The sequence below is a fragment of the Rhizobium sp. 01L410 genome (assembly GCF_056400165.1).
Genome location: NZ_JBFTST010000008.1, coordinates 12992 through 27217, shown reverse-complemented (window position 1 = coordinate 27217; position 14226 = coordinate 12992). Strand labels below are relative to the sequence as shown.

The window sequence follows — 14226 nt, the reverse complement described above, 5'->3', positions numbered from 1 at the left end:
GATTCGCGAGAAGACTATCATGGAGCGCGCGAAATCGAACATTCTCACCCTCAAATCTTTCCGGGCATCCAGAAATTGCCAAAGAAATACTGGATATCTGGAGCGCCTCAATGTAACAGGTGTTCCCGAGTTTCGGGGTCATGCATTTGCCTTATTGTTTTAAGAGGTGGAATGCCGAATGACCCGGTTGGAAAGGGCTGCAAATCGCGGTCCCGAATGGGTATCAGGAGACGGAATCCGCTATGATGTTCAAGTCTGAAAAGAAAATGCGGGCAGCTCTGTCCGTTCTGGCCGTTGCTTTCGGCGCCGCTTCGGCACCGGTTGCTTCTTTCGCACAGGATGCAGCGAGCGCCCCTCAGCAGGCCGCCGGCGCACCGCGTCTCGGCTGGTACAAGACCTGCAGCAAGCAGGAAGACAACGACATCTGCGTCGTCCAGAACCTGATCCTCGCCAATGGCGGCCAGCTCGTCACTGCCGTGGGCCTCATCAGCGTTTCCGGCAAGGTCAACCGCAAGATTCTTCAGGTCTCGGTTCCGACCGCCCGCTTGATCCCGCCCGGCATCATGATGCAGATCGACAACAACAAGGGTCAGAAGCTCGATTACGCCGTCTGCCTGCCCGACAAGTGCACGGCTGAGCTGCCGCTGACCGACGCAATGATCGCCAGCCTCAAGAAGGGCAGCGACGTGATCTTCACCTCGATCAACTTCCGCCGCGCTCCGAACCCGATCAAGATCTCGCTCGAAGGCTTCACCGGCGCTTACGATGGCGAAGCAGTTTCCGAATCGAAGCTTGCCGAAAGCCAGAAGAGCCTGCAGGACAGCATGCAGAAGAAGGCTGAAGAAGCCCGTAAGAAGCTGGAAGACGCACAGAACGCTGCCAAGACCGCTCAGTAAGAGCCTCGCATACCGTTTCAGAAAACCCGGCCATCGCGCCGGGTTTTTTATTGCCGCCGGCAAAGAAAAACCCCGCCGGAGCGGGGTTTGTTAGGCTTGGATCCGATGCGCTTAGTTGGCCAGGCTCATCTTGGGCTTGAACTGGCCTGTCGGCGCCATGTCGAAGATCTGGTAGACCTGCTCGTTGCGGAGCGGCAGGCCGCTCTCGTCATTTTCCAGGTTCTGCTCCGAGACGTAGGCGACATATTCATTCTCGTCGTTTTCGGCGAGCAGGTGGTAGAACGGCTGGTCCTTGCTTGGCCGAACTTCGGCCGGAATGGAATTCCACCATTCCTCCGTATTCGCAAATTCCGGATCAACGTCGAAAATCACGCCGCGAAACGGAAATACCTTATGCCGGACCACTTCACCGATACCGAACTTTGCAACTCTTTCTTTCATGGTACGACTTCCTTTCATCACCAGATTTGGTGATTGGGCCTGCTCAAATCAAGATTTGTGCAGGATTTCGTCACATGAGTGTCATGTCGCCATCAGCCTCAGTGACATCTTGAAAAGCCCCGGCTTTCGCCAGGGCTTTCCGGTATTAGCTTATGCCGAGTAGTACATGTCGAATTCGACAGGATGCGGCGTCATTTCGAAGCGCATCACTTCGGCCATCTTCAGCTCGATGAACGAGTCGATCTGGTCGTCGTCGAACACGCCGCCGGCCGTCAGGAACTTGCGGTCCTTGTCGAGGCTCTCGAGCGCTTCGCGCAGCGAACCGCAGACGGTCGGGATCTTCTTCAGTTCCTTCGGCGGCAGATCGTAGAGATCCTTGTCCATGGCCTTGCCCGGATGGATCTTGTTCTTGATGCCGTCGAGGCCAGCCATCAGCATCGCTGCGAAGGCGAGGTACGGGTTCGCCATCGGATCCGGGAAGCGGACTTCGACGCGCTTGGCCTTCGGGTTGCTGCCGAACGGAATGCGGCACGAGGCGGAACGGTTGCGCGCTGAATAGGCGAGCAGAACCGGTGCTTCATAACCCGGGACGAGGCGCTTGTAGGAGTTCGTCGACGGATTGGTGAAGGCGTTCAGTGCCTTGGCATGCTTGATGATGCCGCCGATGAAATAGAGGCAGGCTTCGGAGAGACCTGCATATTCGTCGCCTGCGAAGCTCGGCTTGCCGCCCTTCCAGATCGACAGGTGCACGTGCATGCCCGAGCCGTTGTCGCCGAAGATTGGCTTCGGCATGAAGGTTGCCGTCTTGCCATAGGCATTGGCGACCTGATGGACGACATACTTGTAGATCTGCATCTTGTCGGCGTTGCGCACCAGCGTGTCGAACTTGATGCCGAGCTCGTGCTGAGCGGCCGCCACTTCATGGTGGTGCTTTTCAACGACGACGCCCATTTCGCTGAGAACCGTCAGCATCTCGGAACGCATGTCCTGGGCGCTGTCGATCGGCGGAACCGGGAAGTAGCCGCCCTTGACGCGCGGACGGTGGCCAAGGTTGCCTGTCTCATATTCAGTGTCGTCGTTCGACGGCAGTTCGTTCGAGTCGAGCTTGAAGCCGGTATTGTAGGGGTCTGCCTTGTACTTGACGTCGTCGAAGACGAAGAATTCGGCTTCCGGACCGACGAACACCGTGTCGCCGATACCCGATGCCTTCAGATAGGCTTCGGCCTTCTTGGCGGTGCCGCGCGGGTCGCGGTTATAGGCTTCGCCCGAGACCGGGTCGAGAATGTCGCAGATGATCACCATCGTTGACTGCGCGAAGAACGGATCCATGTGCACGGTGTCGGTATCCGGCATCAGCACCATGTCGGACTCGTTGATGGCCTTCCAGCCGCCGATCGAGGAACCGTCGAACATGACACCATCGGCGAACATGTCTTCGTCCACGCAGACGACGTCCATCGTGACGTGCTGCAGTTTGCCCTTGGGGTCGGTAAAGCGCAGATCGACGAACTTGACGTCGTTTTCCTTGATCTGCTTCAGAATTTCGGCTGCACTCGCCATGAAACACTCCCTTTGATTTGCTATGACGATCTGGCTTTGCCTCTTGGGGGCAAGGCTTGCTTAGATAGCGTCGATACCGGTTTCGCCAGTACGAATGCGGATGACTTCCTCGACATTCGAAACGAAAATCTTGCCGTCGCCGATGCGGCCGGTCTGTGCGGCCTTGCGGATGGCGTCGATTACCGCTTCTGCATTCTCGTCGGCGAGGACGACTTCGACCTTCACCTTCGGCAGGAAATCGACGACGTATTCGGCGCCACGGTAAAGCTCCGTGTGGCCCTTCTGGCGACCGAAGCCCTTGGCTTCCGTTACCGTAATGCCCTGCAGGCCGACTTCCTGAAGGGCTTCCTTCACTTCGTCGAGCTTGAAAGGCTTAATGATCGCTTCGATCTTTTTCATGAGAAAATGACTCTCCGCTTCTCCCGTTAAAGCGTGCGTATGCCGCTCGCCAAACATGATGCAGGTATCATGCCAGTTCGCAACCGGCCAGACCGAAAAAATCCCGCAAATGCACCCAAATCGATGCGATTGCCTGCATTTGCGGGCGATTTTTTAGAAAAATATAACGGTTTTTATCCAAAAAATCGAAAATACGCTCGAAATCGACAAATTTTGCAAGTCTGCGGTTTGCGTTGCGATGCAGGTTGGAGATTACAAAATAGGCAAAAGCACAAAATATATGCGAACATTGATTGAGCGAAAGCGGTTGTTTTTTAGGCGCTTTTTGACTTCAATGGCGCCATGACCGATCGATTGAGCGAATTGCTTCTCACTCCCAAGGAAATGGCGGCGGTCGATGCCGCTGCAGCAGAGACCGGCATCGACAGCTTTGGCTTGATGACCAATGCAGGCGGCGCTGTCGCCGCCGCCGCGATGCGGCTTTATCCCGGCGCGCTCCGCTTTGCCGTGCTCTGCGGCCCCGGCAATAATGGCGGCGACGGCTATGTCGCGGCGCGGTTTCTCGCCGAAAGCGGTGCCGGTGTTTCGGTGTTTCATCTCGGCGATCCCGATAAGCTCCAAGGCGACGCCTTGCGCGCCCGGTCGGAATGCACAGTGCCCAGCGAACCGCTGGCGTCCTATGAACCGCGGCCCGGCGATACCATCATCGATGCCTTGTTCGGCGCGGGGCTGAGCCGCGACGTGCCGCCCGAGGCGGCCTATGCCATGACGGCGATCCGCAAGGCAGGCCTCCCGGTCATCGCCGTCGATCTGCCATCCGGCATCCATGGCGCCACCGGAGAGGTTCTCGGCACAGCATTCGCCGCATCGCACACCATCACCTTCATGACCCGCAAGCCCGGCCATCTGCTGATGCCGGGCAGGGAGCTCTGTGGCACGCTTGAGGTCGCCGATATCGGTATTCCCGGCCGCATCGTCCGGGCGCAGGCGGTGTTGGGCATCGCCGAGAACACACCGGCGCGCTGGGCGCATCTGATGCCGTCGTCGAAGATGGAAACGCACAAATACAAACGCGGCCACCTCGTCGTCTTCTCAGGGACATCGGGCAAAACGGGGGCGGCCCGGATGTCGGCTATATCGGGCCTCAAGGCAGGCGCAGGTCTGGTGACGATCGCGGCACCCCCGGATGCTTTGCCCGAGAACAGCGCCCATTTAACTGCCGTCATGCTGCGTGAAGTCGGCGGCATTGCGGCGCTCGAGGCGTGGCTGGAAGACGATCGCCTGCAGACCTTCGTGCTCGGACCCGGTTTCGGCATCGGCGAGCAGGCGAGGGACTATGCCGCCGCACTCAGCGACCGCCATCTGGTTCTCGATGCCGATGGCATCACATCGTTTCGCCAGGAGCCGCGGCGGCTGTTCGATCTCTTTGCCGGCGGCGAGACGCGTCTGGTGCTGACGCCGCATGACGGTGAATTCGCACGGCTGTTTCCCGATGTCGCCGCCAATACCGAGATCGGCAAGGTCGGCAAGGCGCAGATGGCCGCGAAACGTGCCAATGCGGCCATCGTCTTCAAGGGAGCGGACACGGTGATTGCCGCGCCGGACGGGCGGGCGTTGATCAATACCAATGCGCCGGTCTGGCTGGCGACGGCAGGCTCCGGCGATGTGCTGGCCGGCATCATCGGCGCCTTGCTGACGCAGGGGCTGCCCGCCTTCGAGGCGGCAGCAGCCGGAGTCTATCTGCACGGAATGGCCGGACAGCGGGCAGGCAAGGGGCTGACGGCGGAGGATCTTGCCGCCCACGTTCTGCCGTTCTGATTATTCGCCGACTTCTTCCTGCAGCGCGATCGCACCGAAGGGAGCGTTGACCTTGCCCTCGTGGATCATGAAGGCGAATACATCGCGCGGCTCCACCTTGACCTTGCGGTCCCCATCGATGACAGGCAGATCATCCGGCACCTTGCCCGCCGCCCAGGTCTCCAGCCTGACCGCCCAGGCCTTCAGATCCGTCGGCGGATAGCAGGTCTTGATCTCGTCGGAGCCCTTCTGCAGGCGCGCATAAACGAATCCGGCCGTCACATCGGCAATCATCGGATAATCGAAATGCTCGGCGACAACAGGCGCGACGCCATATTTGGCCAGCAGCGCCACGAAGTCAGGTACCTTGAAACTGTCGTGACGGACTTCGACCACATGCCGGAGCGGCAAACCGTCCTGTTTGTCCGGCAACAGCTTGAGAAAGGCTTCGAAATCGTCGGGCTCGAATTTCTTGGTCGGCGCGAACTGCCAGAGGATCGGCCCGAGACGGTCGCCGAGCTCCGTCAGCCCCTGCGTCAGGAACCGCTGCATGGATTCGCCGGCCTCGCCCAAAACCTTGCGGTTGGTGACGAAACGGCTGGCCTTCAGCGAAAAGATGAAGCCATCGGGAACATCGGCGCCCCATTTGGCGAAGGTTTCCGGCTTCTGCGAGCTGTAATAGGTGCCGTTGACCTCGATCACCTTCAGCTGGCGGCTGGCATAATTGAGCTCGTCTTTCTGCTTCAGGTCGCCGGGAAAGAAGTGGTTGCGCCAGGGCTCGAATGTCCAGCCGCCGATGCCGACGCGGATAGTGCCGGATGTGCTCATTCTCTTCCTCCCTTTGCCCGTTCAGGCGATTTGCTTTGCCATATCGACGATCACCCATCCTGGCCGGTAAGGATTGGGCCGTCGACCCGTTTCCTGAAAGCCGGACTCTGCATAGATCGCAATGTTCCGCTCCATCCGCGCATTGGTGTAAAGCCGCAGCTCCGGCAATCCCCATTCGCGCGTCTTGTCTTCCACCCAGCCGAGGATCGCGCGTCCGATACCGCGGCTGTGGTGATCAGGCGAAACGGCGATACTGAAAAGCATCGCATGATCCGCATGCCGCTCCAGTACCGCAAGCCCAACCGGCTCACCCTCCATATCGAGAAGCCAGACTTCGCCATTGGCGATCCGCGGCTGATAGTCTTCGCGCATCGCCAGTGGCTCACCGCCAAACGCCTCGACATAGGGGCCGTAAGCCGCAGCCGTCAGGCGGCGAACAGTCTCCAGATCGTTCGCGCCTGCCTGCCTCAGCATCTCACTCCGCCGCCGCGACCGTCTTCTTCATTGGACGCCGCTCCAGCAGCTCCTTCAGGAACTGGCCGGTATAGGACCGCTTCTCTTTGACGATTGCTTCGGGCGTGCCGGTCGCAACGATCTCGCCACCACCATCACCGCCCTCGGGGCCGAAATCGAGCACCCAGTCGGCGGTCTTGATGACTTCGAGATTGTGCTCGATGACCACGACCGAGTTGCCTTGGTTGACCAGCTCGTGCAGCATTTCCAGCAGCTTGGCGACGTCGTGGAAATGCAGGCCGGTGGTCGGTTCATCGAGAATATAGAGCGTGCGGCCCGTTGAGCGCTTCGACAGTTCCTTGGCGAGCTTGACGCGCTGCGCCTCACCGCCCGACAGCGTATTCGCCTGCTGGCCGACCTTGATATAGCCGAGACCGACGTCGAACAGCGACTGCAGCTTGTCGCGCACCGCCGGAACGGCGGCGAAGAATTCGACGCCTTCCTCGACCGTCATGTCGAGAACATCGGAAATCGACTTGGTCTTGAAGGTGACGTCGAGCGTTTCGCGATTATAGCGTTTGCCGTGGCAGACGTCGCAGGTGACGTAGACGTCGGGCAGGAAGTGCATCTCGATCTTGATGACGCCGTCGCCCTGGCAGGCCTCGCAGCGGCCGCCCTTGACGTTGAACGAGAAGCGGCCCGGCTGATAGCCGCGCGCCTTGGCTTCCGGCAGGCCGGCAAACCAGTCGCGGATCGGCGTGAAGGCGCCGGTATAGGTCGCCGGGTTCGAGCGCGGCGTGCGGCCGATCGGTGACTGGTCGATATCGATCACCTTGTCGATATGCTCGAAGCCGTCGATCCGGTCGTGATCGGCCGGAATCTCCCGAGCGCCCATCACGCGGCGCGCCGCCGACTTGTAGAGCGTCTCGATCAGGAAGGTCGATTTGCCGCCGCCGGAGACGCCGCTGACGGCGGTGAAGACACCGAGCGGGATCGAGGCAGTGACGTTCTTCAGGTTGTTGCCGCGGGCGCCGACGACCTTGATCTCCTTGCCCTTCTTCGGCTTGCGCCGTTCATCCGGGATCGGCACGCCGAGTTCGCCGGACAGATACTTGCCGGTCAGCGACTTCGGGTTGGCCATGATGTCCTGCGGGGTGCCGTGGGCGATCACCTGGCCGCCGTGAATGCCGGCCGCCGGGCCGATATCGACGACGTCGTCAGCCGTCAGGATCGCATCCTCGTCATGCTCGACGACGATCACGGTATTGCCGATGTCGCGCAGATGCTTCAGCGTATCGAGGAGGCGCGCGTTGTCACGCTGATGCAGGCCGATCGACGGTTCGTCGAGCACGTAAAGCACGCCCGTCAGCCCCGAGCCGATCTGCGACGCCAGACGGATACGCTGGCTCTCGCCGCCGGACAAAGTGCCCGAGTTGCGCGACAGGCTGAGATATTCGAGGCCGACATCGTTCAGGAAGCGCAGGCGGTCGCGGATTTCCTTGAGGATGCGGACGGCGATCTCGTTCTGCTTGGCCGAGAAATGTGATGGCAGCACTTCGAACCAGTCGCGGGCGACCCGGATCGACATCTGCGTCACTTCGCCGATATGCAGCTTGTCGATCTTCACCGCCAGCGCTTCCGGCTTCAGGCGGAAGCCGGCACAGGAAGGGCAGGGTGCTGCCGACATGAAGCGCTCGATCTCTTCGCGCGCCCAGGCGGAATCGGTTTCCTTCCAGCGGCGTTCGAGATTCGTGATGATGCCTTCGAAGGTCTTGTGCGTCGTGTAGGAACGCGCGCCGTCGGCGTAGTGGAACTCGATCTTTTCCTCGGTGCCGTTCAGGATCACGTCCTGCGCCTTTGCAGAAAGGTCGTTCCAGCGGCTGGCGAGCTTGAAGCCGAAATGCTTGCCGAGCGCTTCCAGCGTCTGATTGTAATAGGGCGAGGACGACTTGGCCCAGGGCGCGATGGCGCCGTCGCGCAGCGTCCGCTCCGGTTCCGGTATGATCAGGTTGGCATCGATCTTCTGCTGCGCGCCGAGGCCGTCGCAGGTCGGGCAGGCGCCGGCCGGGTTGTTGAACGAGAAGAGGCGCGGCTCGATCTCCGGAATGGTGAAACCCGAGACAGGGCAGGCGAACTTTTCGGAAAACAGCACGCGCTCATGCGTCTCGTTCAGCGACTTGTTGGCCGAGCCGCCCGCCGAGGTTTCTTCGGGCGGCAGCGGCTTGTCGGCAAATTCGGCGACAGCCAGGCCATCGGCGAGCTTCAGCGAGGTCTCAAGGCTGTCTGCCAAGCGCGAAGACATGTCGGCGCGCACGACGATACGGTCGACGACGACATCGATGTCATGCTTGTACTTCTTGTCCAGCGCCGGAACGTCGGCGATCTCGTAGAACTGCCCGTCGACCTTGACGCGCTGAAAGCCCTTTTTCATGAGCTCGGCGAGTTCCTTCTTGTACTCGCCCTTACGGCCGCGCACGAGTGGCGCCAGAATATAAAGACGCGTACCCTCCTCGAAGGCGAGAACCCGGTCGACCATCTGGCTGACCGTCTGGCTCTCGATCGGCAGCCCGGTGGCCGGCGAATAGGGAACGCCGACGCGCGCAAAGAGCAGACGCATATAGTCGTAGATCTCGGTGACCGTGCCGACCGTGGAGCGCGGGTTGCGCGACGTCGTCTTCTGCTCGATCGAAATGGCCGGCGACAACCCGTCGATCTGGTCGACATCGGGCTTCTGCATCATCTCGAGGAACTGGCGCGCATAGGCCGAAAGACTTTCGACATAGCGCCGCTGCCCTTCGGCATAGATCGTATCGAATGCCAGCGAGGACTTGCCGGATCCGGATAGCCCCGTCATCACGATAAGCTTGTTGCGCGGCAGATCCAGGTCGATGCCCTTCAGATTGTGCTCACGCGCGCCACGGATGGAAATCGTCTTCAGTTCGCTCATCGTCTTCTGCTTTGGTCTCTCTGATGAAGCCCCTTATTTAGTGATGCTCGCGGGCGAGTCGAGGCTGAAATCCGGGCTGGGAGAAGGTTTTCGATTCTGTTGACAGGATCATAGTCATTTAATAGAACAAATAAAGAACAAAATTCCTTGTGGATGACGCCGCCATGGATGCCCCTCCCGAGGGCTCTATAGTTTAAGGTACATCCATTGTTTCTAGCGCCACCGGGCAGGGTGGCAGGTAAGGTGAAAAGTATGGCTGGTAGCGTGAACAAGGTAATTCTGATCGGAAACGTGGGTGCAGACCCTGAAATCCGCAGAACCCAGGACGGCCGTCCGATCGCCAACCTTCGCATCGCGACCTCGGAGACGTGGCGCGACCGCAATTCGGGCGAACGCAAGGAAAAGACCGAATGGCACACCGTCGTGGTCTTCAACGAAGGCCTGTGCAAGGTCATCGAACAGTACGTCAAGAAGGGCGCCAAGCTCTATATTGAAGGCGCGCTGCAGACCCGCAAGTGGCAGGACCAGCAGGGCCAGGATCGTTATTCGACGGAAGTGGTGCTCCAGGGCTTCGGCTCGACTCTGACGATGCTCGACGGCCGTGGTGACGGCGGTGGCGCGGGCTCCGGCTTCGGTGGCGGCGGTGGCCGCAGCAACAACAACGATTACGGCGGCGGCGGTGGCGGCTATGGCGACGATTACGGCGCACCTGCGCAGTCATCGGGCGGCGGCGGCCGTGGCGGCAGCTCTAGCGGAGGCGCCGGCGGCAACTTCTCGCGGGATCTCGACGACGACATCCCGTTCTGATCCAAACGGCGCCGCAAGGCGCCGTTTTCATTTGGGCATCCGGTCATCTTGATAGCGAGAGGTTTTCATGAGTGACGTTGCATCGGAGCAAAAAGTGCCGGCGACCTGGCGGATCGTTCTGGCCGCCATCCTTGATTTTTTCACGATCTTCTGGGTCGCCGGATACGGTGTGGCTCTGATCTTCGGTGGAAAGACGGAGAATGGTTTTTCGTTGGACGGCGGTCCGGCCCTCCTGTCCTTTGCCCTGATGATCGCCTATTTCGTCATCTTCAATAAATATCTGGGTGGAACCATCTGGAAGCGCATTCTCAAGGCCAAGCGGACGGATCGTTAGCCGCTCTGGAATGTCATCCTGCGGCGCCTAGAGGCTGAACGCCGCCTTGACGCCATCCACCACGAACTGCGCCGCCAGCGCCGCCAGGATGACGCCCAAGAGCCGCGTCAGGATTGCCCGGCCGGTGACGCCCAGAAAGCGGTCAAGGCGATCGGCGATCAACAGCGCCGCCAGCATCAGCAGCAGATTGGCGGCAATGACGATCAGGAGTTGCGCCCGCTCGAATGTCGTTGGCAGCGAGCCGGCAATCAGGATGGTTGCCGAGATCGCTCCAGGGCCGGCGATCAACGGGATCGCCAATGGGAAGACGGCGATATTCTGGATGTGGTCCTTGGTGATCGCCACGGTACTGGTCTTCTCCTTGCGGTCCTGGCGCTTCTCGAACACCATTTCGAAGGCGATCCAGAAGAGCAGCAGGCCACCGGCGATGCGGAAGGCGCCGATCGAGATGCCGAGCACGCCAAGCACGCTGGCGCCGAACAGTGCGAAGACCGCCAGGATGATGAAGGCGATGACCGAGCCGCGCACCGCCACCTGCTTGCGCTGGCTGCGGCTCATGCCCGTCGTCAGCCCTAAAAAGATAGGGGCGAGGCCCGGTGGATCGATGGTAACGAGCAGCGTCGTGAAGGCATTGATCAGTTGGTCGGCGCTTGCCATTGTCCCTCCGGAACACCATATGAAGTCTTGATTTTTCCGATTGTGAAGCTGCCCCTCGCATTTGGCAAATCGCCGTATGGCGCTGAAGCGCCGAAACGGCTGATTTGCCGCCTTTCCGCCGTAAAAGCCTGTTCAAAACGCCCGCTCAAATTGGCGCGGAACGGGGCTTTCCGCTATAAATCTTTCAGTGATTCTACAAAGAGATCGTGATCTGTTTTGACTGAACAAACACCCCCAGGCGGCGGGAAGCTCCCGCCAGGCATCGAGCCCATCTCCATCATGGAGGAAATGCAGCGGTCGTATCTCGATTACGCGATGAGCGTTATCGTCAGCCGCGCGCTTCCGGATGTCCGCGACGGCCTCAAGCCCGTGCACCGGCGCATCCTTTACGGCATGTCCGAGCTCGGCATCGACTGGAACAAGAAATACGTCAAATGCGCCCGCGTCACCGGTGATGTGATGGGTAAATACCATCCGCACGGCAACTCGGCGATCTACGATGCGCTGGCCCGTATGGCGCAGGATTGGTCTCTCCGGCTGCCGCTGATCGATGGTCAGGGCAATTTCGGCTCCGTCGATGGCGATCCGCCGGCGGCCGAGCGCTACACCGAATGCCGCCTGGAAAAGGCCGCGCATTCGCTGCTCGACGACCTCGACAAGGAAACCGTCGATTTTCGCGACAACTACGACGGCACGCTCTCCGAGCCGGTCGTGGTGCCCGCGAAATTCCCGAACCTGCTGGTCAACGGGGCAGGCGGTATCGCCGTCGGCATGGCGACCAATATTCCGCCGCACAATCTCTTGGAAGTCATCGAAGGCTGTATCGCACTGATCGACAATCCGGCGATCGAGCTGCCGGAGCTGATGCAGATCATCCCGGGTCCCGACTTCCCGACCGGCGCCAAGATCCTCGGCCGCTCCGGCATCCGTTCGGCCTATGAGACGGGCCGCGGTTCCGTTGTCATGCGCGGCGTTGCCACGATCGAGCCGATGCGCGGCGACCGCGAGCAGATCATCATCACCGAGATCCCCTATCAGGTGAACAAGGCGACGATGATCGAGAAGATGGCCGAGCTGGTGCGCGAGAAGCGCATCGAAGGCATCTCCGACCTTCGCGATGAATCTGACCGTCAGGGCTACCGCGTCGTCGTCGAGTTGAAGCGCGACGCCAACGCCGACGTCATCCTGAACCAGCTCTACCGCTACACGCCGCTGCAGACCTCCTTCGGCTGCAACATGGTGGCGCTGAACGGCGGCAAGCCGGAACAGCTGACACTGCTCGACATGCTCCGCGCCTTCGTCGCCTTCCGCGAAGAAGTTGTTAGTCGGAGAACGAAATTCCTGCTGCGCAAGGCGCGTGAGCGCGCTCACGTCTTGGTCGGTCTGGCGATCTCGGTTGCCAATATCGACGAAGTCATCCGCGTCATCCGCCAGGCGCCGGATCCGGCGACGGCCCGCGAGCAGCTGATGACCCGCCGCTGGCCGGCATCGGATGTCGAAAGCCTGATCCGCCTGATCGACGATCCGCGTCACCGGATCAACGAGGACATGACGTATAACCTCTCGGAAGAGCAGGCGCGCGCTATCCTCGAACTGCGTCTTGCCCGCCTGACGGCGCTTGGCCGCGACGAAATCGGCGACGAACTCAACAAGATCGGCGAGGAAATCAAGGATTACCTCGATATTCTGTCGTCGCGCATCCGCATCATGACCATCGTCAAGGATGAGCTCGGCGCCGTTCGTGACGAGTTCGGCACCCCGCGCCGCACCGAAATCATCGACGGCGGCCTCGAAATGGATGATGAGGATCTCATCGCCCGCGAGGACATGGTCGTCACCGTCTCGCATCTCGGCTACATCAAGCGCGTGCCGCTCACCACCTACCGGGCGCAGCGCCGCGGCGGCAAGGGTCGCTCCGGCATGACCACCCGCGACGCCGATTTTGTTAGCCGGCTATTCGTGGTCAATACCCATACGCCCGTGCTGTTCTTCTCTTCTCGTGGTATCGTTTACAAGGAGAAGGTCTGGCGTCTGCCGATCGGCACCCCGACATCGCGCGGCAAGGCACTGATCAACATGCTGCCGCTGGCGCCCGGCGAGCGCATCACCACCATCCTGCCGTTGCCGGAGGACGAGGATAGCTGGGATAGCCTCGACGTGATGTTCTCGACGACCCGCGGCACGGTTCGCCGCAACAAGCTGTCGGACTTCGTTCAGGTCAACCGAAACGGCAAGATCGCCATGAAGCTCGAGGAGGAGGGTGACGAAATCCTCTCCGTCGAGACCTGCACCGAACATGACGACGTGCTTTTGACCACGGCGCTCGGCCAGTGCATCCGCTTCCAGGTGGACGACGTTCGCGTCTTCGCCGGCCGCAACTCGATCGGCGTGCGCGGCATCAATCTCGGCGACGGCGACCGGATCATCTCGATGACCATCGTCGGTCACGTCGATGCCGAGCCGTGGGAGCGTGCTGCCTATCTGAAGCGCTCCGCTGCAGAACGCCGCGCAACCGGCGTCGATGAAGACGATATCGCTCTCGTCGGCGAGGAGGTCACCGAGGAGGGACAGCTTTCCGACGAACGCTACGAAGAGCTGAAGGCACGCGAGCAATTCGTGCTGACGGTTTCCGAAAAGGGCTTCGGCAAGCGCTCCTCGTCCTACGACTTCCGTATCTCCGGCCGTGGCGGCAAGGGCATCCGGGCCACCGACACGTCGAAGACCGGCGAAATCGGTGCACTCGTCGCTGCCTTCCCTGTTGATGATGGCGACCAGATCATGCTGGTTTCGGATGGTGGTCAGCTGATCCGTGTACCGGTCGGCGGCATCCGCATCGCCAGCCGCGCAACGAAGGGCGTGACGATCTTCTCGACTGCCAAGGACGAGAAGGTTGTGTCCGTCGAGCGTATCAGCGAGCCGGAGGATGACGGCGAGGAAGCGGGCGAGGGAACCGGCGAAGCGGTTGCCGAAACCGGCGAAGCAACGCCTGTAGTCGAGGGTGAGGCACCGCCTTCCTCTGAAGAATAATTTAACCAGGCTTTGGTTTGAGAACCGGGCGGCCCCTGCCGCCCGGTTTTTTTATGGAGTAAAGAGATTTCTGCTAGCTT

Annotated in this window: 12 protein-coding genes; 5 read left to right on the top strand and 7 right to left on the bottom strand. The window is 60.5% G+C overall.

The window, feature by feature from the left end; translation table 11 throughout:
- Positions 1-242 precede the first annotated feature (242 nt).
- On the top strand, positions 243-896 hold the full coding sequence (locus AC1DV9_RS18120) for an invasion associated locus B family protein (RefSeq protein ID WP_112387408.1): 654 nt from the start codon (positions 243-245) through the stop codon (positions 894-896).
- A gap of 111 nt (positions 897-1007) precedes the next feature.
- Here AC1DV9_RS18120 and hspQ read toward each other — a convergent pair whose 3' ends face one another.
- The 3 genes from hspQ to AC1DV9_RS18105 all read right to left on the bottom strand — a co-directional run bounded on the left by hspQ (position 1008) and on the right by AC1DV9_RS18105 (position 3296).
- Positions 1008-1337, bottom strand: a complete 330-nt coding sequence (hspQ, locus tag AC1DV9_RS18115) for a heat shock protein HspQ (protein ID WP_112387407.1) — start codon at positions 1335-1337, stop codon at positions 1008-1010.
- Between the two features lie 150 nt (positions 1338-1487).
- Complete coding sequence (gene glnA, locus AC1DV9_RS18110) at positions 1488-2897, bottom strand: type I glutamate--ammonia ligase (RefSeq protein ID WP_112387406.1); 1410 nt, start codon at positions 2895-2897, stop codon at positions 1488-1490.
- Between the two features lie 60 nt (positions 2898-2957).
- On the bottom strand, positions 2958-3296 hold the full coding sequence (locus AC1DV9_RS18105) for a P-II family nitrogen regulator (RefSeq protein ID WP_003539626.1): 339 nt from the start codon (positions 3294-3296) through the stop codon (positions 2958-2960).
- A gap of 342 nt (positions 3297-3638) precedes the next feature.
- On the opposite strand from AC1DV9_RS18105, the gene AC1DV9_RS18100 reads away from it, so the two are divergent.
- On the top strand, positions 3639-5114 hold the full coding sequence (locus AC1DV9_RS18100; protein WP_477949560.1) for an NAD(P)H-hydrate dehydratase: 1476 nt from the start codon (positions 3639-3641) through the stop codon (positions 5112-5114).
- Here AC1DV9_RS18100 and AC1DV9_RS18095 read toward each other — a convergent pair whose 3' ends face one another.
- The 3 genes from AC1DV9_RS18095 to uvrA are packed head-to-tail and all read right to left on the bottom strand — an operon-like array spanning position 5115 to position 9321.
- On the bottom strand, positions 5115-5921 hold the full coding sequence (locus tag AC1DV9_RS18095; protein ID WP_477949559.1) for a DUF72 domain-containing protein: 807 nt from the start codon (positions 5919-5921) through the stop codon (positions 5115-5117).
- 21 nt (positions 5922-5942) lie between these two features.
- Positions 5943-6395, bottom strand: a complete 453-nt coding sequence (locus tag AC1DV9_RS18090) for a GNAT family N-acetyltransferase (RefSeq protein WP_477949557.1) — start codon at positions 6393-6395, stop codon at positions 5943-5945.
- 1 nt (position 6396) lies between these two features.
- On the bottom strand, positions 6397-9321 hold the full coding sequence (gene uvrA / locus AC1DV9_RS18085) for an excinuclease ABC subunit UvrA (RefSeq protein WP_477949556.1): 2925 nt from the start codon (positions 9319-9321) through the stop codon (positions 6397-6399).
- Positions 9322-9573: 252 nt separating this feature from the next.
- Between uvrA and AC1DV9_RS18080 the strand changes: the two genes are divergently transcribed.
- Both AC1DV9_RS18080 and AC1DV9_RS18075 read left to right on the top strand, forming a co-directional pair.
- Entirely contained in the window at positions 9574-10128 is a 555-nt protein-coding gene (locus AC1DV9_RS18080) for a single-stranded DNA-binding protein (protein ID WP_477949554.1), read from the top strand.
- 67 nt (positions 10129-10195) lie between these two features.
- On the top strand, positions 10196-10462 hold the full coding sequence (locus AC1DV9_RS18075) for an RDD family protein (protein WP_477949552.1): 267 nt from the start codon (positions 10196-10198) through the stop codon (positions 10460-10462).
- A gap of 27 nt (positions 10463-10489) precedes the next feature.
- Here the strand turns inward: AC1DV9_RS18075 and AC1DV9_RS18070 are convergent, their stop codons facing one another.
- A complete protein-coding gene (locus tag AC1DV9_RS18070) occupies positions 10490-11119 on the bottom strand; it encodes a MarC family protein (RefSeq protein ID WP_112387399.1) in 630 nt (209 codons plus the stop codon).
- Between the two features lie 216 nt (positions 11120-11335).
- Here AC1DV9_RS18070 and gyrA point away from each other — a divergent pair, with 216 nt between their 5' ends.
- Positions 11336-14146: a DNA gyrase subunit A gene (gyrA, locus tag AC1DV9_RS18065; RefSeq protein WP_477949550.1), complete on the top strand. Its 2811-nt coding sequence runs from the start codon at positions 11336-11338 to the stop codon at positions 14144-14146.
- Positions 14147-14226: the final 80 nt, after the last annotated feature.